The organism is Escherichia sp. WS1451 (genome assembly GCF_046487365.1).
In the GTDB taxonomy this organism is placed as follows: Bacteria; Pseudomonadota; Gammaproteobacteria; order Enterobacterales; family Enterobacteriaceae; genus Escherichia; species Escherichia coli.
The window spans coordinates 24,441-46,404 of record NZ_JBJQJP010000011.1 but is presented as its reverse complement, the minus strand read 5'-3'; the positions used below and the strand labels follow the sequence as shown (position 1 = coordinate 46,404).

Below are 21,964 nucleotides of genomic sequence, written 5' to 3'. Positions count from 1 at the left end.
GTACATAATCAAAGAGACAACAATTATGACAAGCCTTTTGGCCGCAGAGGTAGCGAAAAGAAGAACCTTTGCAATTATTTCTCACCCGGACGCCGGTAAAACTACCATCACCGAGAAGGTGCTGCTGTTCGGACAGGCCATTCAGACCGCCGGTACAGTAAAAGGCCGTGGTTCCAACCAGCACGCTAAGTCGGACTGGATGGAGATGGAAAAGCAGCGTGGGATCTCCATTACTACTTCTGTGATGCAGTTTCCGTATCACGATTGCCTGGTTAACCTGCTCGACACCCCGGGGCACGAAGACTTCTCGGAAGATACCTATCGTACCCTGACGGCGGTGGACTGCTGCCTGATGGTTATCGACGCTGCAAAAGGTGTTGAAGATCGTACCCGTAAGCTGATGGAAGTTACCCGTCTGCGCGATACGCCGATCCTCACCTTTATGAACAAACTTGACCGTGATATCCGCGACCCGATGGAACTGCTCGATGAAGTTGAGAACGAGCTGAAAATCGGCTGCGCACCGATCACCTGGCCGATTGGCTGCGGCAAGCTGTTTAAAGGCGTTTACCACCTTTATAAAGACGAAACCTATCTCTATCAGAGCGGTAAAGGTCACACCATTCAGGAAGTCCGTATTGTTAAAGGGCTGAATAACCCGGATCTCGATGCTGCGGTTGGTGAAGATCTGGCACAGCAGCTGCGTGATGAACTGGAACTGGTGAAAGGCGCGTCTAACGAGTTCGACAAAGAATTGTTCCTTGCGGGCGAAATTACTCCAGTGTTCTTTGGTACTGCGCTGGGTAACTTCGGCGTCGATCATATGCTGGATGGCCTGGTAGAGTGGGCACCTGCGCCGATGCCGCGTCAGACTGATACCCGTACCGTAGAGGCGAGCGAAGATAAATTTACCGGCTTCGTATTTAAAATTCAGGCCAACATGGACCCGAAACACCGCGACCGCGTGGCGTTTATGCGTGTGGTGTCCGGTAAATATGAAAAAGGTATGAAGCTGCGCCAGGTGCGCACCGCTAAAGATGTGGTGATCTCCGACGCGCTGACCTTTATGGCGGGCGACCGTTCGCATGTTGAAGAAGCGTATCCTGGCGACATCCTTGGTCTGCACAACCACGGCACTATTCAGATCGGCGACACCTTTACCCAGGGTGAGATGATGAAGTTCACCGGTATCCCGAACTTTGCGCCGGAACTGTTCCGTCGTATCCGCCTGAAAGATCCGCTGAAGCAAAAACAGCTGCTCAAAGGGCTGGTACAGCTTTCCGAAGAGGGCGCGGTGCAGGTGTTCCGTCCGATTTCCAACAACGACCTGATCGTTGGTGCGGTTGGTGTGCTGCAGTTTGATGTGGTGGTAGCGCGCCTGAAGAGCGAATACAACGTTGAAGCAGTGTATGAGTCAGTCAACGTTGCCACTGCACGCTGGGTAGAATGTGCGGACGCGAAGAAATTCGAAGAGTTCAAGCGTAAGAACGAAAGCCAACTGGCGCTTGATGGCGGCGATAACCTCGCTTACATCGCTACCAGCATGGTCAACCTACGCCTGGCGCAGGAACGTTATCCGGACGTTCAGTTCCACCAGACTCGCGAGCATTAATTCTTGCCTCCAGGGTGCGGCAGCCGCTGCGCCCTGTCAATTTCCCTTCCTTATTAGCCGCTTACGGAATGTTCTTAAAACATTCACTTTTGCTTATGTTTTAGCGGATATCCCGAGCGGTTTCAAAATTGTGATCTATATTTAACAAAGTAATGACATTTCTGACGGCGTTAAATACCGTTCAATGCGTAGATATCAGTATCTAAAGCTGTCGATTGTCATTCTACCGATATTAATAACTGATTCAGAGGCTGTAATGGTCGTTATTCATCACCCATCGCTTTTGTGATGGCGGCCATTGACTTCTGTAGAGGGTGAAGTCTCTCCCTATTCAGCAATGCAACCTCGTGTTGCCAGGCTCAAATTACGAGCAAACATACAGGAATAAATCGATGACTATGACAAGACTGAAGATTTCGAAAACTCTGCTGGCTGTAATGTTAACCTCTGCCGTCGCGACCGGCTCTGCCTACGCGGAAAACAACGCGCAGACTACCAATGAAAGCGCAGGGCAAAAAGTCGATAGCTCTATGAATAAAGTCGGTAATTTCATGGATGACAGCGCCATCACCGCGAAAGTGAAGGCGGCCCTGGTGGATCATGACAACATCAAGAGCACCGATATCTCTGTCAAAACCGATCAAAAAGTCGTGACCCTGAGCGGTTTCGTTGAAAGCCAGGCCCAGGCCGAAGAGGCAGTGAAAGTGGCGAAAGGCGTTGAAGGCGTGACCTCTGTCAGCGACAAACTGCACGTTCGCGACGCTAAAGAAGGCTCTGTGAAGGGCTACGCGGGTGACACCGCCACCACCAGTGAAATCAAAGCCAAACTGCTGGCGGACGATATCGTTCCTTCACGTAAAGTGAAAGTTGAAACCACCGATGGTGTGGTTCAGCTCTCCGGTACCGTAGATTCTCAGGCACAAAGTGACCGTGCTGAAAGTATCGCCAAAGCGGTAGATGGTGTGAAAAGCGTTAAAAATGATCTGAAAACTAAGTAATTCGTCGTAATTCGACCTCCCGAACTTTGTCGGGAGGCGCGATGTGCACCACACTAAAAATATCGCATTGAGTGATTTTCACGCTCATATCAAGCGGTGACATTAACTATGGTAAAGGAGACGCTTATGTTTCGTTGGGGCATCATATTTCTGGTTATCGCGTTAATCGCCGCCGCACTTGGGTTTGGTGGTCTGGCCGGTACTGCTGCAGGCGCAGCTAAAATTGTCTTTGTCGTCGGGATTATTCTGTTCCTGGTGAGTTTGTTCATGGGCCGAAAACGACCCTAGATTTCAGACCATTAAGAAAATTTTATCCAAAGCCAGTCCAGCGGACTGGCTTTTGCGGTTTTAGCGAATAATAAATTGCGTTACTTTGTCATTCTTTCACAACAAAAACAGGAAGGCAGAGGTGGGGCAGCGAATACCTGTAACGCTTGGTAATATTGCGCCGTTGTCGCTAAGGCCGTTCCAGCCTGGACGGATTGCTCTGGTGTGCGAAGGCGGCGGACAGCGTGGAATTTTCACGGCTGGCGTGCTGGATGAGTTTATGCGTGCGCAGTTTAATCCTTTCGATCTTTATCTCGGCACATCTGCCGGGGCGCAGAACCTCTCGGCGTATATCTGCAATCAGCCCGGTTACGCGCGCAAAGTCATCATGCGTTACACCACAAAACGCGAATTTTTCGATCCATTGCGCTTTGTCCGTGGAGGAAATCTTATCGATCTCGACTGGCTGGTGGAGGCCACCGCAAGCCAGATGCCATTGCAAATGGATACCGCCGCGCGGTTATTTGACAGCGGCAAATCGTTTTATATGTGCGCCTGTCGTCAGGATGACTATGCGCCGAATTACTTTTTGCCAACTAAACAAAACTGGCTGGATGTGATTCGCGCCTCCAGTGCGATACCTGGCTTTTATCGTAGCGGAGTGTCGCTGGAAGGTATTAACTACCTGGATGGTGGGATCAGTGATGCGATCCCGGTTAAAGAGGCGGCAAGGCAGGGAGCAAAAACGTTGGTCGTCATCCGCACTGTGCCGTCGCAAATGTACTACACGCCACAGTGGTTCAAACGCATGGAACGCTGGCTGGGTGACAGTAGCCTGCAGCCGCTGGTCAATCTGGTGCAGCATCATGAAACCAGCTATCGTGAGATTCAGCAATTTATTGAGAAACCACCGGGCCAGCTGCGGATATTCGAAATTTATCCACCGAAGCCATTGCATAGTATTGCGCTCGGCAGTCGGATTCCGGCGCTGCGTGAAGACTATAAACTTGGGCGTTTATGTGGGCGTTATTTTCTGGCAACGGTCGGTAAATTATTGACTGAAAAAGCGCCGCTGAGCCGCCATCTGGTGCCGGTGGTGACGCCGGAGTCGATCGTTATTCCGCCTGCGCCAGTCGCCAACGATACGCTGGTTGCCGAAGTGAGCGATGCTCCGCAGGCGAACGACCCGACATTTAACAATGAGGATCTGGCTTGATTTGCCGTTTTATCGACACCCACTGCCATTTTGATTTCCCGCCGTTTAGTGGCGATGAAGAGGCCAGCCTGCAACGCGCGGCACAAGCGGGCGTAGGCAAGATCATTGTTCCGGCGACAGAAGCGGAAAATTTTGCTCGCGTGCAGGCGTTAGCGGAAAAATATCAACCGCTGTATGCCGCATTGGGCTTGCATCCTGGTATGTTGGAAAAACATAGCGATGTGTCTCTTGATCAGCTACAGCAGGCGCTGGAAAGGCATCCGGCGAAGGTGGTGGCGGTGGGGGAGATCGGTCTGGATCTCTTTGGCGACGATCCGCAATTTGAGAGGCAGCAGTGGTTACTCGACGAACAACTGAAACTGGCGAAACGCTACGATCTGCCGGTGATTCTGCATTCACGACGCACGCACGACAAACTGGCGATGCATCTTAAACGCCACGATTTACCGTGCACTGGCGTGGTTCATGGTTTTTCCGGCAGCCTGCAACAGGCCGAACGGTTTGTGCAACTGGGCTACAAAATTGGCGTAGGCGGGACTATCACCTATCCACGCGCCAGTAAAACCCGCGATGTCATCGCAAAATTACCGCTGGCATCGTTGTTGCTGGAAACCGACGCGCCGGATATGCCGCTCAACGGTTTTCAGGGGCAGCCTAACCGCCCGGAACAGGCCGCGCGGGTGTTTGCTGTGCTTTGTGAGTTACGCCTGGAACCCGCAGATGAAATTGCCGAAGTGTTGCTTAATAACACGTATACGTTGTTTAACGTGCCGTAGGCCGGATAAGGCGTTCACGCCGCATCCGGCAGCTGGCGCACAATGCCTGATGCGACGCTTGACGCGTCTTATCATGCCTACAAGTTTATGCCGATCCGTAGGCCGTATCCGGCATGTCACAAATACAGCGCCGGAAATATCAACCGGCTCACCCCGCGCTCCTGTAACGCATCAGCCAACGGCTCAACGTCTTCCGGCGTGGCGCTCGGCCAGCTTTGCGCCTCGCCATACACGCCGTGGGCATGAAACGCGTTCAGGCGTACCGGAACATCGCCAAGTCCCTTGATTAACGCCGCCAGTTCTTCGATGTGTTGCAAATAATCCACCTGGCCAGGGATTACCAGCAAACGCAGTTCCGCCAGCTTACCGCGCTCTGCCAGCAAACAGATGCTGCGCTTGATCTGCTGATTATCGCGTCCGGTTAATTGCTGATGACATTCGCTCCCCCACGCTTTGAGATCGAGCATTGCGCCGTCGCACACCGGAAGCAATTTTTCCCAGCCGGTTTCGCTCAACATGCCATTACTGTCCACCAGACAGGTGAGGTGGCGCAGTTGCGGATCATTTTTGATAGCAGTAAACAGCGCCACCACAAACGGCAGCTGGGTCGTGGCTTCGCCGCCGCTTACCGTTATCCCTTCGATAAACAGCACCGCTTTGCGGATATGGCTAAGCACCTCATCCACGCTCATGGATTGCGCCATTGGTGTGGCATGTTGCGGACACATCTTCAGGCAGGTATCGCACTGCTCGCAGACTACAGCGTTCCACGCCACTTTGCCGTCAACAATCTGCAACGCCTGATGCGGACACTGTGGCACGCACTCCCCGCAATCATTGCAACGTCCCATCGTCCACGGATTGTGACAGTTTTTGCAGCGCAGATTGCAGCCCTGCAAAAACAGAGCCAGACGACTGCCTGGCCCGTCAACGCAGGAGAAGGGGATAATCTTACTGACTAAAGCGCATCTGCTGTTCATGGCTTATCACGCGCGGCTGGCGTTCCAGAATACGAGTGTTGCGTGCGGCCTCTTCGCCCAGCCAGGTGGTGTTGGTACGTGAGCCTTCGGCACGATATTTTTCCAGATCCGACAAACGCACCATATAACCAGTAACGCGAACCAGATCGTTACCGCTGACATTGGCGGTAAATTCACGCATTCCGGCTTTAAAGGCACCGAGGCAAAGCTGTACCAGCGCCTGCGGATTACGTTTGATGGTTTCGTCGAGTGTCAGAATGTCGCTGATGCCGGAATAATAATAAGCATGATGCGGGGCGACAGTTTGCAGATGGGTGATCGGATCTGGCTCATCGCCATACGGCAAACGTGCGCCCGGCGTGGTGCCGATATCGGAACTTATCCCCGACTGTGCGTGTAACATGGCGCGTTTTTGCCAGCCATATTTCACGGGGGTATTGGCGACAAACTCCGCCAGTTGCGCGCTGATGCGATAACCCACTTCATTTGCGGCGGCTTCTTTACCGTAGCGCGCGGCAATCCCTTCTTTCTCACACAGCAAGTTAACCGCTTCCGCCAGCCCAAACATGCCAAACATTGGCACAAAACGTTCAGGGTTAATCAGCCCTTCTTTCACCAGGAAGCTATTCTCAAAGAAGTGTGATTGTTGATAGAGGAATTCACACCGCGCATCGATGATGGCGATCTGCTGTTGGCAGTAGTGCGGTAGAGTGCGCGTAAAGAAGTCCTCCAGCGATTCACTGCGCTCGGCAATGGCTTTCAGGTTTAGGCGTACCAGCGTGCTGCCACCACCCGCCAGCGGCAGTGAGTTGTAACAGCTCACAATCCCGTAGCCCCCTTTTGTGAAAATTTTATCATGCACCGGACCGTTGGCGATGTGCGGTTTGCTACATTCACAGATGTTCTTCGCCACTTCCAGCAGCAGGTCATCAGGGGTGATTTCAGGATCGTAGATAAAGGTCAGGTTCGGTGAAACCTGCTTCAACTCTGCGTCTGCACGTAAGATTGCGCGGGTAATGGGCGAATCAGACGGGCCGATATTGGCGTGCATAAAGGCGTCTGGCAGGGTTCTGTCGAGGTAACGCCAGAAACGTTTTATTCGAATATCGATCTCGTCTTGTGTTATAATTCTAACATACGGTTGCAACAACGCATCCAGTTGCCCCAGGTAGACCGGCATCGATGTGACCGACGGTACGTGGTGGTAAAGAATGGTCAGCAGAGAGAGTGCGTCATCAAGGTCTTTCGCGCCTTCCAGCTCCAGCCATTCGGAACCGTGCGCCAGAAAACGGGCGTAATCGGGTAAGACATAGCGCGGTTTGTACGGCGCATGACCTTCAAACATATCGCAGATTACCCCCTCATCCAGCGCGCGGCGGGCTTCGGCAGGCAACGCGGGGTAAGGCAGATTGTTTTCTGCTTCCAGTGCCAGAAAATGGCGCTTCTGCTCCGGGCTAAGTACCGGGCTGGTGACAATTTGCTGGCAACGTTGTTGCAGTGCATTTTCATGAGAAGTGGGCATCTTCTTTTCCTTTTATGCCGAAGGTGATGCGCCATTGTAAGAAGTTTCGTGATGTTCACTTTGATCCTGATGCGTTTGCCACCACTGACGCATTCATTTGAAAGTGAATTATTTGAACCAGATCGCATTACAGTGATGCAAACTTGTAAGTAGATTTCCTTAATTGTGATGTACATCGAAGTGTGTTGCGGAGTAGATGTTAGAATACTAACAAACTCGCAAGGTGAATTTTATTGGCGACAAGCCAGGAGAATGAAATGACTGATCTGAAAGCAAGCAGCCTGCGTGCACTGAAATTGATGGACCTGACCACCCTGAATGACGACGACACCGATGAGAAAGTGATCGCCCTGTGTCATCAGGCCAAAACTCCGGTCGGCAATACCGCCGCTATCTGTATCTATCCTCGCTTTATCCCGATTGCTCGCAAAACTCTGAAAGAGCAGGGCACCCCGGAAATCCGTATTGCTACGGTAACCAACTTCCCACACGGTAACGACGACATCGAAATCGCGCTGGCAGAAACCCGTGCGGCAATCGCCTACGGTGCCGATGAAGTTGACGTGGTGTTCCCGTACCGCGCGCTGATGGCGGGTAACGAGCAGGTTGGTTTTGACCTGGTGAAAGCCTGTAAAGAGGCTTGCGCTGCGGCGAACGTACTGCTGAAAGTGATTATTGAAACCGGAGAACTGAAAGACGAAGCGCTGATCCGTAAAGCGTCTGAAATCTCCATCAAAGCGGGTGCTGACTTCATCAAAACCTCTACCGGTAAAGTGGCCGTGAACGCGACGCCGGAAAGCGCGCGCATTATGATGGAAGTGATCCGTGATATGGGCGTAGAAAAAACCGTTGGTTTCAAACCGGCAGGCGGCGTGCGTACTGCGGAAGATGCGCAGAAATATCTCGCCATCGCCGATGAACTGTTCGGCGCTGACTGGGCCGATGCGCGTCACTACCGCTTTGGCGCTTCCAGCCTGCTGGCAAGCCTGCTGAAAGCTCTGGGCCACGGCGACGGTAAGAGCGCCAGCAGCTACTAAGGCTTGATTTGCCGGATGACGCAGCGATGCTCATCCGGTTCCCCGATTACCTCGTCTCTTTTCCACGGGAGGTTACCTTGTTTCTCGCACAAGAAATTATTCGTAAAAAACGTGATGGTCATGCGCTGAGCGATGAAGAAATTCGTTTCTTTATCAACGGCATTCGCGACAACACTATCTCCGAAGGGCAGATTGCCGCCCTCGCGATGACCATTTTCTTCCACGATATGACAATGCCTGAGCGTGTCTCGCTGACCATGGCGATGCGAGATTCAGGAACCGTTCTCGACTGGAAAAGCCTGCATCTGAATGGCCCGATTGTTGATAAACACTCGACCGGCGGCGTCGGCGATGTCACTTCGCTGATGTTGGGGCCGATGGTCGCAGCCTGCGGCGGCTATATTCCGATGATCTCCGGTCGCGGCCTCGGTCATACTGGCGGTACGCTCGACAAACTGGAATCCATCCCTGGCTTCGACATTTTCCCGGATGACAACCGTTTCCGCGAAATTATTAAAGACGTCGGCGTGGCGATTATCGGTCAGACCAGCTCACTGGCTCCGGCGGATAAACGTTTCTACGCGACCCGTGATATTACCGCAACCGTGGACTCCATCCCGCTGATCACCGCCTCTATTCTGGCGAAGAAACTGGCGGAAGGTCTGGACGCGCTGGTGATGGACGTGAAAGTAGGTAGCGGTGCATTTATGCCGACCTACGAACTCTCTGAAGCCCTTGCCGAAGCGATTGTTGGCGTGGCTAACGGCGCTGGCGTGCGCACCACCGCGCTGCTCACCGATATGAATCAGGTACTGGCCTCCAGTGCAGGTAACGCGGTTGAAGTTCGTGAAGCGGTGCAGTTCCTGACGGGTGAATATCGTAACCCGCGTCTGTTTGATGTCACGATGGCACTGTGCGTGGAGATGCTGATCTCCGGCAAACTGGCGAAAAATGACGCCGAAGCGCACGCGAAATTGCAGGCGGTGCTGGACAACGGTAAAGCGGCAGAAGTCTTTGGTCGTATGGTAGCGGCACAAAAAGGTCCGACCGACTTCGTTGAGAACTACGCGAAGTATCTGCCGACAGCGATGCTGACGAAAGCAGTCTATGCTGATACCGAAGGGTTTGTCAGTGAAATGGATACCCGCGCACTGGGGATGGCAGTGGTTGCAATGGGCGGCGGACGCCGTCAGGCATCTGACACCATCGATTACAGCGTCGGCTTTACTGATATGGCGCGTCTGGGCGACCAGGTAGACGGTCAGCGTCCGCTGGCGGTTATCCACGCGAAAGACGAAAACAGCTGGCAGGAAGCGGCGAAAGCGGTGAAAGCGGCAATTAAACTTGCCGATAAAGCACCGGAAAGCACACCAACTGTCTATCGCCGTATCAGCGAATAACGGTATACTGATCCGATCATTTAAATTTGAAGCACTGAGTACGGAGAACATATGAAACGTGCATTTATTATGGTGCTGGACTCATTCGGCATCGGCGCTACAGAAGATGCAGAACGCTTTGGTGACGTCGGGGCTGACACCCTGGGTCATATCGCAGAAGCTTGTGCCAAAGGCGAAGCTGATAACGGTCGTAAAGGCCCGCTCAATCTGCCAAATCTGACCCGTCTGGGACTGGCGAAAGCACACGAAGGTTCTACCGGTTTCATTCCGGCGGGAATGGACGGCAACGCTGAAGTTATCGGCGCGTACGCATGGGCGCACGAAATGTCATCCGGTAAAGATACCCCGTCTGGTCACTGGGAAATCGCCGGTGTCCCGGTTCTGTTTGAGTGGGGATACTTCTCCGATCACGAAAACAGCTTCCCGCAAGAGCTGCTGGATAAACTGGTTGAACGCGCTAATCTGCCGGGTTACCTCGGTAACTGCCACTCTTCCGGTACGGTCATTCTGGATCAGCTGGGCGAAGAGCACATGAAAACCGGCAAGCCGATTTTCTATACCTCCGCTGACTCCGTGTTCCAGATTGCCTGCCATGAAGAAACTTTCGGTCTGGACAAACTCTACGAACTGTGCGAAATCGCTCGTGAAGAGCTGACCAACGGCGGCTACAACATCGGTCGTGTTATCGCTCGTCCGTTTATCGGCGACAAAGCCGGTAACTTCCAGCGTACCGGTAACCGTCACGATCTGGCTGTTGAACCGCCAGCACCGACCGTGCTGCAGAAACTGGTTGATGAAAAACACGGCCAGGTGGTTTCTGTCGGTAAAATTGCGGACATCTACGCTAACTGCGGCATCACCAAGAAAGTGAAAGCGACTGGCCTGGACGCGCTGTTTGACGCCACCATCAAAGAGATGAAAGAAGCGGGTGATAACACCATCGTCTTCACCAACTTCGTTGACTTCGACTCTTCCTGGGGCCACCGTCGCGACGTTGCCGGTTATGCTGCGGGTCTGGAGCTGTTCGACCGTCGTCTGCCGGAGCTGATGTCTCTGCTGCGCGATGACGACATCCTGATCCTCACCGCTGACCACGGTTGTGATCCGACCTGGACCGGTACTGACCACACGCGTGAACACATTCCGGTACTGGTATACGGCCCGAAAGTAAAACCGGGCTCACTGGGTCACCGTGAAACCTTCGCGGATATCGGCCAGACGCTGGCAAAATATTTTGGTACTTCTGATATGGAATATGGCAAAGCCATGTTCTGATGGATTTGGGCGGAGCGTTGACTCCGCCTTTGTTATGTCACAAAAAGGATAAAACAATGGCTACCCCACACATTAATGCAGAAATGGGCGATTTCGCTGACGTAGTTTTGATGCCTGGCGACCCGCTGCGTGCGAAGTATATTGCTGAAACTTTCCTTGAAGATGCCCGTGAAGTGAACAACGTTCGCGGTATGCTGGGCTTCACCGGTACTTACAAAGGCCGCAAAATTTCCGTAATGGGTCACGGTATGGGTATCCCGTCCTGCTCCATCTACACCAAAGAACTGATCACCGATTTCGGCGTGAAGAAAATTATCCGCGTGGGTTCCTGTGGCGCTGTTCTGCCGCACGTAAAACTGCGCGACGTCGTTATCGGTATGGGTGCCTGCACCGATTCCAAAGTTAACCGCATCCGTTTTAAAGACCATGACTTTGCCGCTATCGCTGACTTCGACATGGTGCGTAACGCGGTAGATGCAGCTAAAGCACTGGGCATTGATGCTCGCGTTGGTAACCTGTTCTCCGCTGACCTGTTTTACTCTCCGGACGGCGAAATGTTCGACGTGATGGAAAAATACGGCATCCTCGGCGTGGAAATGGAAGCGGCTGGTATCTACGGCGTCGCTGCAGAATTTGGCGCGAAAGCCCTGACCATCTGCACCGTGTCTGACCACATCCGCACTCACGAGCAGACCACTGCCGCTGAGCGTCAGACCACCTTCAACGACATGATCAAAATCGCACTGGAATCCGTTCTGTTGGGCGATAAAGAGTAATTGTGTTTCGCTGAAAGGCGATTGCCTTGTGAAGCCGGAGCGGGAGACTGCTCCGGCTTTTTAGTATCTATTCATCAATAGCAACTGATTTATAGATTTACTATTATTTTTCATATGGATAGAAAATAAAATCCATTCAAGTATCTATTCACGAATCTATTCATTTATGTTCAGCCGTCATCCAGGAAGGGCATATCAGCAACTCTGGTGGACAACCATAAATTCCTGCCATTTTGCTTTTGATGTTTGAACTAAGCCGTTCCGTCTTTTCGATCTGTTTTAGAGAATTAATGGAGATACCTAACATTTTACTTACTTCAGCAAGTGATAGTTTATGCCTGATACGCACGGCGGTTAGCCAGGATATACCCTGGCTGAACATTAAATTGATAATCTCCCGTTCCTGGTTTTCCAGATCGATCATATTTCCTTCCCTGGATATTTAAATCAGTGAGTTACCTTACCGCCCCCGCTATCCACGTCGACAACTCCCGTAGCTCTTTTTCCTGGTCCGGGAAGTCAACCAACAGCGCTTCGCACTCCTGTTGCAGCATATCTGCGCGGTACAGGCAGCCTTGCAGTCGCCCGGCGAGGGCTTCCAGCGGCGCGGGGTTGAGGCTGTCGGTAAACACCTGGGCGCGGGTGATATGGCCTTTTTCAACGTCGAAATGCAGTTCCACGCCGCCCCAGGTGAAGCGTTCATCCAGCAGATGCGAGAACGCCGGAGCCTGACCGAAGTTCCATTCCCAGCTACTCTGGCGGGCAAAGGTTTCGGCAAAGTTCGGCAAGTCTGGCGTTTTGTCCGGGGAGATGATTTCCGCTTCCACGCGCTCGCCATAATGGGCGAAAAAGGCCTCTCGAATCGCCTCGCAAACCTGCTCATGGGTGATCCCCGGCAGCAATTCGGTCAGATTGGTCACGCGGGAACGTACCGACGTAATGCCTTTCGCCGCCAGTTTCTTTTTATCCGGGTTGAGATAGTTTGCCAGACGGCTAAGGTCAGCATTGAGTAGCAAGGTGCCATGATGGAAGCCGCGATCTTTAGTTTCGCGATAGGCTGAGCCTGAGACTTTGCGGTCGCCTTCGGCGGTTTTCACCACCAGATCGTTACGGCCGGACGCTTCGGCGCTGACGCCGAGCGCGTTCAGAGCATTGAGCACAATCGACGTGGAGATAGTTTTATCGTACTCCGGCTTGCCAGCCATAAAGGTAAAGCAGGTATTACCGAGATCGTGGAACACCGCGCCGCCACCGCTGCTGCGCCGCGCCAGGCGGACGTTATCTTCTTCCATCCGCCGGGTATTACACTCTTTCCACGGGTTCTGTGCGCGACCAATCACCACGGTGTCGGCATTGCGCCAGAGAAACAGAACGCGCTGCGTGGCGGGCATCTGGCGAAAAATACACTCTTCCACCGCCAGGTTAAACCACGGGTCGTAAGAGTCAGAGATGAGCAGGCGTAATGTGGACATAACGATTTCCTTTCTTGTAGTAATGGGTCACTCTTTTTTCTCGCTTTCTTCCTCTTCCGGCACCGGTTTGCTGGCGGTTAACAGGAAGGGCGATTGCTGCCAGCGGGTGCGTTTACCCTGTAGCAGCGTACGGGTCAGCACTACGCCGATTGCCAGCGAGAGCAGCAACATCAGGCGTAAAATGTTAGTGGTGTTATCCACCTGTTGGGCTTCGGTGGCGAGCGTATGGGTGTCGAGCGTCAGGCGCAGATAGCCGAGCGGTCCGTTTTTACCCGCAATTGGCTCGACAATCTGCTGGTTAAAATAGCCGCCCGCTTTTTTACCGTCGAGCGCCAACCGGTCGCGCACTTCGACGCTTTCGCCAGAACGGGCGATAAGATCGCCTTGTTCGTCATACACGCCCGCGTCGAGGATGCGGCTTTCATCCGTTAACTGATCAAGGATCGCCTGAATACGTTTTTCATCCGGTGAGTCGGTACGCATCAGCGGTGCAACATTCAGCGTTACCTGACGCGCCAGGGTGCGGGCCAGTTCTTCCAGCTGTGGATTACGCTGTCGCTGGTGGTTTTGACTAAACCATGACGCCCCCTGCATCAGCGCCACTAACAAGGCGAGACAGAACAGGACAATCACTGCCCGATGCAGCCGGAATTTCAGTTTTGTGCGAGCCATCTTCCACCCTTTGAAAATTTGAGACTTAATGTTGCCAGAAGCAATGGATACAAGGTAGCCTCATGCGTTATTTTCCCTGCTTCGAACGATTTTACAGGAGCCTTAATGCCTAACATTACCTGGTGCGACCTGCCTGAAGATGTCTCTTTATGGCCTGGTCTGCCTCTTTCATTAAGTGGTGATGAAGTGATGCCACTGGATTACCACGCAGGTCGTAGCGGCTGGCTGCTGTATGGTCGTGGGCTGGATAAACAACGTCTGACCCAATACCAGAGCAAACTGGGCGCGGCTATGGTGATTGTTGCCGCCTGGTGCGTGGAAGATTATCAGGTGATTCGTCTGGCAGGTTCACTCACCGCGCGGGCTACGCGCCTGGCCCACGAAGCGCAACTGGATGTCGCGCCGTTGGGGAAAATCCCGCACCTGCGCTCTCCGGGTTTGCTGGTGATGGACATGGATTCCACCGCCATTCAGATTGAATGTATTGACGAAATTGCCAAACTGGCCGGAACCGGCGAGATGGTGGCGGAGGTAACCGAACGGGCGATGCGTGGCGAACTCGATTTTACCGCCAGCCTGCGCAGCCGTGTGGCGACGCTGAAAGGCGCTGACGCCAATATTCTGCAACAGGTGCGTGAAAATCTGCCGCTGATGCCAGGCTTAACGCAACTGGTGCTCAAGCTGGAAACGCTGGGCTGGAAAGTGGCGATTGCCTCCGGTGGCTTTACTTTCTTTGCTGAATACCTGCGCGACAAGCTGCGCCTGACAGCCGTGGTAGCCAATGAACTGGAGATCATGGACGGTAAATTTACCGGCAATGTGATCGGCGACATCGTAGACGCGCAGTACAAAGCGAAAACTCTGACTCGCCTCGCGCAGGAGTATGAAATCCCGCTGGCGCAGACCGTGGCGATTGGCGATGGAGCCAATGACCTGCCGATGATCAAAGCGGCAGGGCTGGGGATTGCCTACCATGCCAAGCCAAAAGTGAATGAAAAAACGGAAGTCACCATCCGTCACGCTGACCTGATGGGTGTATTCTGCATCCTCTCTGGCAGCCTGAATCAGAAGTAATTGCCTGCCCGTCATCCTGCGGGCGGCACAGCATTAACGAGGTACACCGTGGCAAAAGCTCCAAAACGCGCCTTTGTTTGTAATGAATGCGGGGCCGATTATCCGCGCTGGCAGGGGCAGTGCAGTGCCTGTCATGCCTGGAACACCATCACCGAGGTGCGTCTTGCCGCGTCGCCAACGGTGGCGCGTAACGAGCGTCTCAGTGGCTATGCCGGTAGCGCCGGGGTGGCAAAAGTCCAGAAACTTTCCGACATCAGCCTTGAAGAGCTGCCGCGTTTTTCCACCGGATTTAAAGAGTTCGACCGCGTATTAGGCGGCGGCGTGGTGCCGGGAAGCGCCATTCTGATTGGCGGTAACCCTGGTGCGGGGAAATCCACGCTGCTACTGCAAACGCTGTGCAAACTGGCGCAGCAGATGAAAACGCTATATGTCACTGGCGAAGAGTCGCTGCAACAGGTGGCAATGCGCGCTCATCGCCTTGGCCTGCCGACTGACAATCTCAATATGTTGTCGGAAACCAGCATCGAGCAGATCTGCCTGATTGCCGAAGAAGAGCAACCGAAGCTGATGGTAATTGACTCCATCCAGGTGATGCATATGGCGGATGTACAATCATCGCCTGGCAGCGTGGCGCAGGTGCGTGAAACGGCGGCTTATCTGACGCGCTTCGCCAAAACGCGCGGCGTGGCGATTGTCATGGTTGGGCACGTAACCAAAGATGGCTCGCTGGCTGGCCCTAAAGTGCTGGAACACTGTATCGACTGTTCGGTGCTTCTGGATGGCGATGCCGACTCCCGTTTTCGCACCTTACGCAGCCATAAAAACCGCTTCGGCGCGGTGAATGAGCTGGGCGTCTTCGCAATGACCGAACAGGGTCTGCGTGAAGTCAGCAACCCTTCGGCAATCTTTTTAAGCCGCGGTGATGAAGTGACCTCTGGTAGCTCAGTGATGGTAGTATGGGAAGGAACGCGTCCGCTGCTGGTGGAGATTCAGGCGCTGGTCGATCACTCGATGATGGCGAATCCACGCCGCGTCGCAGTAGGGCTGGAGCAAAACCGTCTGGCAATCCTGCTGGCTGTGTTGCACCGTCACGGTGGTTTGCAAATGGCCGATCAGGATGTGTTTGTGAACGTGGTCGGCGGCGTGAAGGTAACCGAAACCAGTGCCGACTTAGCGTTACTGCTGGCGATGGTTTCCAGCCTGCGCGACAGACCGCTGCCGCAGGATCTGGTGGTGTTTGGTGAAGTCGGGCTGGCAGGGGAGATCCGCCCGGTGCCCAGCGGCCAGGAACGAATCTCTGAAGCGGCGAAACACGGTTTTCGGCGGGCGATTGTTCCGGCGGCTAACGTGCCGAAAAAAGCGCCGGAAGGGATGCAGATTTTTGGCGTTAAAAAACTCTCCGACGCGCTTAGCGTGTTCGACGACTTATAATGAGAGATACGGAGGGAGATATGTCGTCATTTGATTACCTGAAAACTGCCATCAAGCAACAGGGCTGCACGCTACAGCAGGTAGCTGATGCCAGCGGTATGACCAAAGGGTATTTAAGCCAGTTACTGAATGCCAAAATTAAAAGCCCCAGCGCGCAAAAGCTGGAGGCGTTGCACCGTTTTTTGGGGCTTGAATTTCCCCGACAGAAGAAAACCATTGGTGTCGTATTCGGTAAGTTCTACCCGCTACATACCGGACATATCTACCTTATCCAGCGCGCCTGTAGCCAGGTTGACGAGCTGCATATCATTATGGGCTTTGACGATACCCGTGACCGTGCGTTGTTTGAAGACAGCGCCATGTCGCAGCAGCCCACGGTGCCGGATCGTTTGCGCTGGTTATTACAAACCTTTAAATATCAGAAAAATATTCGCATTCATGCCTTCAACGAAGAGGGCATGGAGCCGTATCCACACGGCTGGGATGTGTGGAGCAACGGCATCAAAAAGTTTATGGCTGAAAAGGGGATCCAGCCGGACCTGATCTACACCTCGGAAGAAGCCGATGCGCCACAGTATATGGAACATCTGGGGATCGAAACGGTGCTGGTCGATCCGAAACGCACCTTTATGAGTATCAGCGGTGCGCAGATCCGCGAAAACCCGTTCCGCTACTGGGAATATATCCCCACTGAAGTGAAGCCGTTTTTTGTGCGTACCGTGGCGATCCTTGGCGGCGAGTCGAGCGGTAAATCCACCCTGGTAAACAAGCTTGCTAATATCTTCAACACTACCAGTGCATGGGAATATGGTCGCGATTATGTCTTTTCACATCTTGGCGGCGATGAGATCGCATTGCAGTATTCCGACTACGATAAAATCGCGCTGGGACACGCGCAATATATTGATTTTGCAGTGAAATATGCCAATAAAGTGGCGTTTATCGACACTGATTTTGTCACTACCCAGGCGTTCTGCAAAAAGTACGAAGGGCGTGAGCATCCGTTCGTGCAGGCGCTGATTGATGAATACCGTTTCGATCTGGTGATCCTGCTGGAGAACAACACGCCGTGGGTGGCGGATGGTTTACGCAGCCTCGGCAGTTCGGTGGATCGCAAAGAGTTCCAGAACTTGCTGGTGGAGATGCTGGAAGAGAACAATATCGAATTCGTGCGGGTTGAAGAGGACGATTACGACAGCCGTTTCCTGCGCTGCGTGGAGCTGGTGCGGGAGATGATGGGGGAGCAAGGATAACCGTGACGAAACTGCTCAAAGGCGAGGTATAAAATGAGTTTTTTTGATGAGTTGAAAACCTCTCTGGAAGAGGCTGTCGAGATTAAACAAGGTTTAAAAGAACCTGCACGGGTGACCCGCTACGAAATTGCGGATGTTAAAGCTATTCGTGAGCAACTCAACGTTTCTCAAAGTGAGATGGCAAAAGCTCTGGGAACCAGTGTAGATACCATTAAAAGCTGGGAATCGAAGCGAAGAAATCCTACGGGATTGGCTGCAAAAGTACTTGCCACAATTAAAGAAAATCCTGCCTTTTTCCGGGAACTTGCCTCCCATTAATCATTTAACTATTACCGGATGCGATGCTGGCGCGCCGCACCCGGCATTTTACGCATTACTTCGCAATACGCTTGTACTTGATACGCTTCGGCTCCAGCGCGTCTGCGCCCAGCGTGCGTTTTTTGTACTCTTCGTACTCGGTAAAGTTACCTTCGAAGAACTCAACTTTACCTTCATCCTGGTAATCCAGGATGTGCGTGGCGATACGGTCGAGGAACCAACGGTCGTGCGAGATAACCATCGCGCAGCCTGGGAACTCCAGCAGGGCGTTTTCCAGTGCACGCAGGGTTTCGATATCCAGGTCGTTGGTCGGTTCGTCGAGCAGCAGCATGTTGCCGCCAACCTGCAGCAGCTTCGCCAGATGCAGACGACCACGCTCACCACCGGAGAGTTCGCCAACGCGTTTACCCTGATCAACCCCTTTAAAGTTAAAGCGGCCAACGTAGGCGCGGCTTGGCATCTCGGTGTTACCGATCTTCATGATATCCAGCCCGCCGGAAACTTCTTCCCAAACGGTTTTGCTGTTATCCATTGAGTCACGGAACTGATCGACAGATGCCAGTTTCACCGTTTCACCTAAAGTGATGGTGCCGCTGTCTGGCTGTTCCTGACCAGAGATCATACGGAACAGGGTTGATTTACCCGCACCGTTCGGACCGATGATCCCGACGATCGCCCCTTTCGGGATCGAGAAACTCAGGTCATCAATCAGCAGACGATCGCCATAGGATTTACGCAGGTTGCTGACTTCCAGCACTTTATCGCCAAGACGCGGTCCAGGTGGAATAAACAGTTCGTTGGTTTCGTTACGTTTCTGATATTCGGTGCTGTTCAGCTCTTCAAAACGCGCCAGACGTGCTTTACCTTTCGACTGGCGGCCTTTAGTTCCCTGACGTACCCACTCCAGCTCTTTCTCAATCGACTTACGACGCGCAGCTTCTTGTGAAGCTTCCTGCGCCAGACGTTGATCTTTCTGCTCCAGCCAGGAGGAGTAGTTACCTTCCCACGGAATACCTTCACCGCGGTCCAGTTCGAGGATCCAGCCTGCAACGTTATCAAGGAAGTAACGGTCGTGGGTAATCGCCACCACGGTGCCTTCGAAGTCGTGCAGGAAGCGTTCCAGCCAGGCCACGGATTCGGCATCCAGGTGGTTGGTCGGTTCGTCGAGCAGCAGCATGTCTGGTTTTTCCAGCAGCAGGCGGCACAACGCCACGCGACGACGCTCACCACCGGAGAGGTTAGCGATTTTCGCGTCCCAGTCCGGCAGACGCAGCGCATCCGCCGCACGCTCCAGCTGAACGTTCAGGTTGTGACCGTCGTGAGCCTGAATGATCTCTTCCAGACGGCCTTGTTCAGCGGCCAGCTTGTCAAAATCGGCATCCGGATCGGCGTACAGTTCATACACTTCATCCAGACGTTTCAGGGCGTTAACCACTTCAGAAACCGCCTCTTCAATGGACTCACGCACGGTGTGTTCCGGGTTCAGTTGCGGTTCTTGCGGCAAATAACCAATCTTGATATCCGGTTGCGGACGCGCTTCGCCTTCGATGTCTTTATCAATGCCCGCCATAATGCGCAGCAGGGTGGACTTACCCGCGCCGTTCAGACCCAGGACACCAATTTTTGCCCCAGGGAAGAAACTCAGAGAGATGTTTTTCAAAATATGACGTTTCGGCGGAACAACTTTGCCGACACGATGCATGGTATAAACGAATTGAGCCACGTTGGACTTCGCCTCTATGTTTATCGTGATGATGAGTTTTCAAAGGCGAAGTGTAGCCTGTTTCCTTATCTAATCCCAGCCGGTCGATCACCCTCGCAGTAAAAGTAAAAAAGTGTCCGTAACGTGGCGTAAACGGCAATGACTGGTTAGCATAAATCTATTACGTGGCATGACGCTGCATTGATGTATTTACACTTAGAGGATGCGCTTGTGGAAAAAGCCAAACACGTTACCTGGCGGCTGTTGGCTGCCGGTGTCTGTCTGCTGACGGTCAGCAGCGTGGCGCGAGCCGACTCACTGGATGAGCAGCGTAGTCGTTACGCGCAAATCAAGCAGGCCTGGGATAATCGACAAATGGATGTGGTCGAACAAATGATGCCTGGACTGAAAGATTATCCGCTTTATCCCTACCTGGAATACCGTCAGATCACCGATGACCTGATGAATCAACCGGCGGTGACGGTCACTAACTTTGTTCGCGCTAACCCCACGCTTCCTCCCGCTCGCACGCTGCAATCTCGTTTCGTCAATGAACTGGCGCGGCGTGAAGACTGGCGTGGCTTGTTAGCCTTTAGCCCGGAAAAACCCGGAACTACCGAAGCGCAATGTAATTACTACTATGCGAAATGGAATACCGGGCAGAGTGAAGAAGCCTGGCAAGGGGCGAAAGAGTTGTGGCTAACCGGCAAGAGCCAGCCTAACGCTTGTGACAAGTTATTTAGTGTCTGGCGTGCGTCAGGCAAACAAGATCCGCTGGCGTATCTGGAGCGTATCCGTCTGGCGATGAAAGCGGGTAACACGGGTCTGGTGACAGTGCTGGCAGGTCAGATGCCTGCTGATTACCAGACTATCGCCTCGGCGATTATTTCTCTGGCGAACAACCCTAATACGGTACTGACCTTCGCGCGTACAACCGGTGCGACCGATTTTACCCGTCAAATGGCGGCGGTGGCGTTTGCCAGCGTGGCGCGGCAGGATGCTGAAAATGCACGGCTGATGATTCCATCGCTTGCTCAGGCACAGCAGCTTAATGAAGATCAGATTCAGGAACTGCGCGATATCGTCGCCTGGCGTTTGATGGGCAACGATGTCACCGACGAGCAGGCGAAATGGCGCGATGACGCGATTATGCGCTCGCAATCTACTTCGCTTATTGAACGCCGTGTGCGAATGGCGCTTGGCACCGGCGATCGTCGCGGCCTGAATACCTGGCTGGCGCGTCTGCCGATGGAAGCGAAAGAGAAAGATGAATGGCGTTACTGGCAGGCGGATTTACTGCTGGAACGCGGACGTGAAGCTGAAGCGAAAGAGATTCTGCATCAACTCATGCAACAGCGTGGTTTCTACCCGATGGTTGCTGCACAGCGCATCGGCGAAGAGTATGAGCTGAAGATTGATAAAGCGCCGCAGAATGTTGACAGCGCCCTGACTCAGGGGCCGGAGATGGCGCGCGTGCGCGAGTTGATGTACTGGAATCTCGATAACACCGCGCGTAGCGAGTGGGCCAATCTGGTGAAGAGCAAGTCAAAAACAGAGCAAGCTCAACTGGCGCGGTATGCTTTCAACAACCAATGGTGGGATCTTAGCGTTCAGGCAACGATCGCCGGGAAGCTTTGGGATCATCTGGAAGAGCGATTCCCGCTGGCTTACAACGATCTTTTCAAACGTTACACCAGTGGGAAGGAGATCCCACAAAGCTATGCGATGGCGATTGCCCGTCAGGAGAGCGCCTGGAATCCGAAAGTGAAATCACCGGTAGGGGCCAGCGGCCTGATGCAGATTATGCCGGGTACAGCGACCCATACGGTGAAGATGTTCTCTATTCCTGGTTATAGCAGCCCTGGGCAATTGCTGGATCCGGAAACGAACATCAACATTGGCACCAGTTACCTGCAATATGTTTATCAGCAGTTTGGCAATAACCGTATTTTCTCCTCAGCAGCTTATAACGCCGGACCAGGACGGGTGCGAACCTGGCTTGGCAACAGCGCCGGGCGTATCGACGCTGTGGCATTTGTCGAGAGTATTCCGTTCTCCGAGACGCGCGGTTATGTGAAAAACGTGCTGGCTTATGACGCTTACTACCGCTATTTCATGGGGGATAAACCGACGTTGATGAGCGCCACGGAATGGGGACGTCGTTACTGATCCGCACGTTTATG

Annotated in this window: 20 protein-coding genes; 14 read left to right on the top strand and 6 right to left on the bottom strand. The window is 53.3% G+C overall.

What is annotated here, in order from left to right; translation table 11 throughout:
• Positions 1–25: 25 nt before the first annotated feature.
• The 5 genes from prfC to ACJHX7_RS15000 all read left to right on the top strand — a co-directional run bounded on the left by prfC (position 26) and on the right by ACJHX7_RS15000 (position 4,869).
• On the top strand, positions 26–1,612 hold the full coding sequence (gene prfC, locus ACJHX7_RS15020) for a peptide chain release factor 3 (RefSeq protein WP_000202563.1): 1,587 nt from the start codon (positions 26–28) through the stop codon (positions 1,610–1,612).
• Between the two features lie 392 nt (positions 1,613–2,004).
• Entirely contained in the window at positions 2,005–2,610 is a 606-nt protein-coding gene (osmY, locus tag ACJHX7_RS15015) for a molecular chaperone OsmY (RefSeq protein ID WP_001295410.1), read from the top strand.
• A 126-nt stretch (positions 2,611–2,736) separates the two neighbouring features.
• On the top strand, positions 2,737–2,898 hold the full coding sequence (locus ACJHX7_RS15010; RefSeq protein ID WP_000490275.1) for a DUF1328 domain-containing protein: 162 nt from the start codon (positions 2,737–2,739) through the stop codon (positions 2,896–2,898).
• Between the two features lie 121 nt (positions 2,899–3,019).
• Positions 3,020–4,093 carry a patatin family protein gene (locus ACJHX7_RS15005; protein ID WP_001298490.1) on the top strand — a complete coding sequence of 358 codons (1,074 nt, stop codon included), beginning with the start codon at positions 3,020–3,022 and terminating at the stop codon, positions 4,091–4,093.
• Positions 4,090–4,869 carry a metal-dependent hydrolase gene (locus ACJHX7_RS15000; protein WP_000563044.1) on the top strand — a complete coding sequence of 260 codons (780 nt, stop codon included), beginning with the start codon at positions 4,090–4,092 and terminating at the stop codon, positions 4,867–4,869. Before ACJHX7_RS15005 ends, ACJHX7_RS15000 begins: the two co-directional genes overlap by 4 nt.
• A gap of 116 nt (positions 4,870–4,985) precedes the next feature.
• Here ACJHX7_RS15000 and ACJHX7_RS14995 read toward each other — a convergent pair whose 3' ends face one another.
• Together ACJHX7_RS14995 and ACJHX7_RS14990 are read right to left on the bottom strand one after the other, a co-directional pair.
• A complete protein-coding gene (locus tag ACJHX7_RS14995) occupies positions 4,986–5,849 on the bottom strand; it encodes a YjjW family glycine radical enzyme activase (protein ID WP_001088366.1) in 864 nt (287 codons plus the stop codon).
• On the bottom strand, positions 5,821–7,371 hold the full coding sequence (locus tag ACJHX7_RS14990; protein WP_094030430.1) for a YjjI family glycine radical enzyme: 1,551 nt from the start codon (positions 7,369–7,371) through the stop codon (positions 5,821–5,823). The genes ACJHX7_RS14995 and ACJHX7_RS14990 overlap by 29 nt, the downstream gene beginning before the upstream one ends.
• A gap of 257 nt (positions 7,372–7,628) precedes the next feature.
• Here ACJHX7_RS14990 and deoC point away from each other — a divergent pair, with 257 nt between their 5' ends.
• The 4 genes from deoC (at position 7,629) to deoD (ending at position 11,859) form a co-directional block, all read left to right on the top strand.
• Positions 7,629–8,408, top strand: coding sequence for a deoxyribose-phosphate aldolase (gene deoC / locus ACJHX7_RS14985; protein ID WP_001295412.1), 780 nt, complete (start codon positions 7,629–7,631; stop codon positions 8,406–8,408).
• A 77-nt stretch (positions 8,409–8,485) separates the two neighbouring features.
• Positions 8,486–9,808, top strand: coding sequence for a thymidine phosphorylase (gene deoA, locus ACJHX7_RS14980; protein WP_094030429.1), 1,323 nt, complete (start codon positions 8,486–8,488; stop codon positions 9,806–9,808).
• A gap of 51 nt (positions 9,809–9,859) precedes the next feature.
• Positions 9,860–11,083 (top strand): phosphopentomutase, encoded by a 1,224-nt coding sequence (deoB, locus tag ACJHX7_RS14975; protein ID WP_000816471.1) that lies wholly within the window; start codon positions 9,860–9,862, stop codon positions 11,081–11,083.
• A gap of 56 nt (positions 11,084–11,139) precedes the next feature.
• Positions 11,140–11,859 carry a purine-nucleoside phosphorylase gene (deoD, locus tag ACJHX7_RS14970; RefSeq protein WP_000224877.1) on the top strand — a complete coding sequence of 240 codons (720 nt, stop codon included), beginning with the start codon at positions 11,140–11,142 and terminating at the stop codon, positions 11,857–11,859.
• Positions 11,860–12,019: 160 nt separating this feature from the next.
• Here deoD and ACJHX7_RS14965 read toward each other — a convergent pair whose 3' ends face one another.
• From ACJHX7_RS14965 to ACJHX7_RS14955, 3 genes are read right to left on the bottom strand one after another with little or no spacing between them, the layout of a single operon-like run.
• Entirely contained in the window at positions 12,020–12,283 is a 264-nt protein-coding gene (locus tag ACJHX7_RS14965; protein WP_000566145.1) for a helix-turn-helix domain-containing protein, read from the bottom strand.
• 31 nt (positions 12,284–12,314) lie between these two features.
• Positions 12,315–13,331, bottom strand: a complete 1,017-nt coding sequence (gene lplA / locus ACJHX7_RS14960) for a lipoate--protein ligase LplA (RefSeq protein WP_032172316.1) — start codon at positions 13,329–13,331, stop codon at positions 12,315–12,317.
• Between the two features lie 27 nt (positions 13,332–13,358).
• Positions 13,359–14,003: a YtjB family periplasmic protein gene (locus ACJHX7_RS14955; RefSeq protein WP_000124615.1), complete on the bottom strand. Its 645-nt coding sequence runs from the start codon at positions 14,001–14,003 to the stop codon at positions 13,359–13,361.
• A gap of 105 nt (positions 14,004–14,108) precedes the next feature.
• Here ACJHX7_RS14955 and serB point away from each other — a divergent pair, with 105 nt between their 5' ends.
• The 4 genes from serB to nadS are packed head-to-tail and all read left to right on the top strand — an operon-like array spanning position 14,109 to position 18,079.
• Positions 14,109–15,077 (top strand): phosphoserine phosphatase, encoded by a 969-nt coding sequence (gene serB / locus ACJHX7_RS14950; RefSeq protein ID WP_001132944.1) that lies wholly within the window; start codon positions 14,109–14,111, stop codon positions 15,075–15,077.
• A 48-nt stretch (positions 15,078–15,125) separates the two neighbouring features.
• Positions 15,126–16,508, top strand: a complete 1,383-nt coding sequence (gene radA / locus ACJHX7_RS14945) for a DNA repair protein RadA (RefSeq protein ID WP_001029698.1) — start codon at positions 15,126–15,128, stop codon at positions 16,506–16,508.
• 20 nt (positions 16,509–16,528) lie between these two features.
• A complete protein-coding gene (gene nadR / locus ACJHX7_RS14940) occupies positions 16,529–17,761 on the top strand; it encodes a multifunctional transcriptional regulator/nicotinamide-nucleotide adenylyltransferase/ribosylnicotinamide kinase NadR (RefSeq protein WP_000093812.1) in 1,233 nt (410 codons plus the stop codon).
• 33 nt (positions 17,762–17,794) lie between these two features.
• Complete coding sequence (gene nadS / locus ACJHX7_RS14935; RefSeq protein WP_000007436.1) at positions 17,795–18,079, top strand: NadS family protein; 285 nt, start codon at positions 17,795–17,797, stop codon at positions 18,077–18,079.
• A gap of 55 nt (positions 18,080–18,134) precedes the next feature.
• On the opposite strand, the gene ettA is transcribed toward nadS, so the two are convergent.
• Entirely contained in the window at positions 18,135–19,802 is a 1,668-nt protein-coding gene (gene ettA, locus ACJHX7_RS14930) for an energy-dependent translational throttle protein EttA (RefSeq protein WP_094030427.1), read from the bottom strand.
• 210 nt (positions 19,803–20,012) lie between these two features.
• Between ettA and sltY the strand changes: the two genes are divergently transcribed.
• The gene (gene sltY, locus ACJHX7_RS14925; protein WP_000409419.1) at positions 20,013–21,950 is read left to right on the top strand and encodes a murein transglycosylase; all 1,938 of its coding nucleotides are present in this window, start codon (positions 20,013–20,015) and stop codon (positions 21,948–21,950) included.
• Positions 21,951–21,964 lie beyond the last annotated feature (14 nt).

Coding starts and splice junctions, on each gene's coding strand:
- prfC (WP_000202563.1), top strand. CDS start 26: ATGACAAGCCTTTTGGCCGCAGAGGTAGCGAAAAGAAGAACCTTTGCA.
- osmY (WP_001295410.1), top strand. CDS start 2,005: ATGACTATGACAAGACTGAAGATTTCGAAAACTCTGCTGGCTGTAATG.
- ACJHX7_RS15010 (WP_000490275.1), top strand. CDS start 2,737: ATGTTTCGTTGGGGCATCATATTTCTGGTTATCGCGTTAATCGCCGCC.
- ACJHX7_RS14995 (WP_001088366.1), bottom strand. CDS start 5,849: ATGAACAGCAGATGCGCTTTAGTCAGTAAGATTATCCCCTTCTCCTGC.
- ACJHX7_RS14990 (WP_094030430.1), bottom strand. CDS start 7,371: ATGCCCACTTCTCATGAAAATGCACTGCAACAACGTTGCCAGCAAATT.
- deoC (WP_001295412.1), top strand. CDS start 7,629: ATGACTGATCTGAAAGCAAGCAGCCTGCGTGCACTGAAATTGATGGAC.
- deoB (WP_000816471.1), top strand. CDS start 9,860: ATGAAACGTGCATTTATTATGGTGCTGGACTCATTCGGCATCGGCGCT.
- deoD (WP_000224877.1), top strand. CDS start 11,140: ATGGCTACCCCACACATTAATGCAGAAATGGGCGATTTCGCTGACGTA.
- ACJHX7_RS14965 (WP_000566145.1), bottom strand. CDS start 12,283: ATGATCGATCTGGAAAACCAGGAACGGGAGATTATCAATTTAATGTTC.
- lplA (WP_032172316.1), bottom strand. CDS start 13,331: ATGTCCACATTACGCCTGCTCATCTCTGACTCTTACGACCCGTGGTTT.
- ACJHX7_RS14955 (WP_000124615.1), bottom strand. CDS start 14,003: ATGGCTCGCACAAAACTGAAATTCCGGCTGCATCGGGCAGTGATTGTC.
- serB (WP_001132944.1), top strand. CDS start 14,109: ATGCCTAACATTACCTGGTGCGACCTGCCTGAAGATGTCTCTTTATGG.
- nadR (WP_000093812.1), top strand. CDS start 16,529: ATGTCGTCATTTGATTACCTGAAAACTGCCATCAAGCAACAGGGCTGC.
- nadS (WP_000007436.1), top strand. CDS start 17,795: ATGAGTTTTTTTGATGAGTTGAAAACCTCTCTGGAAGAGGCTGTCGAG.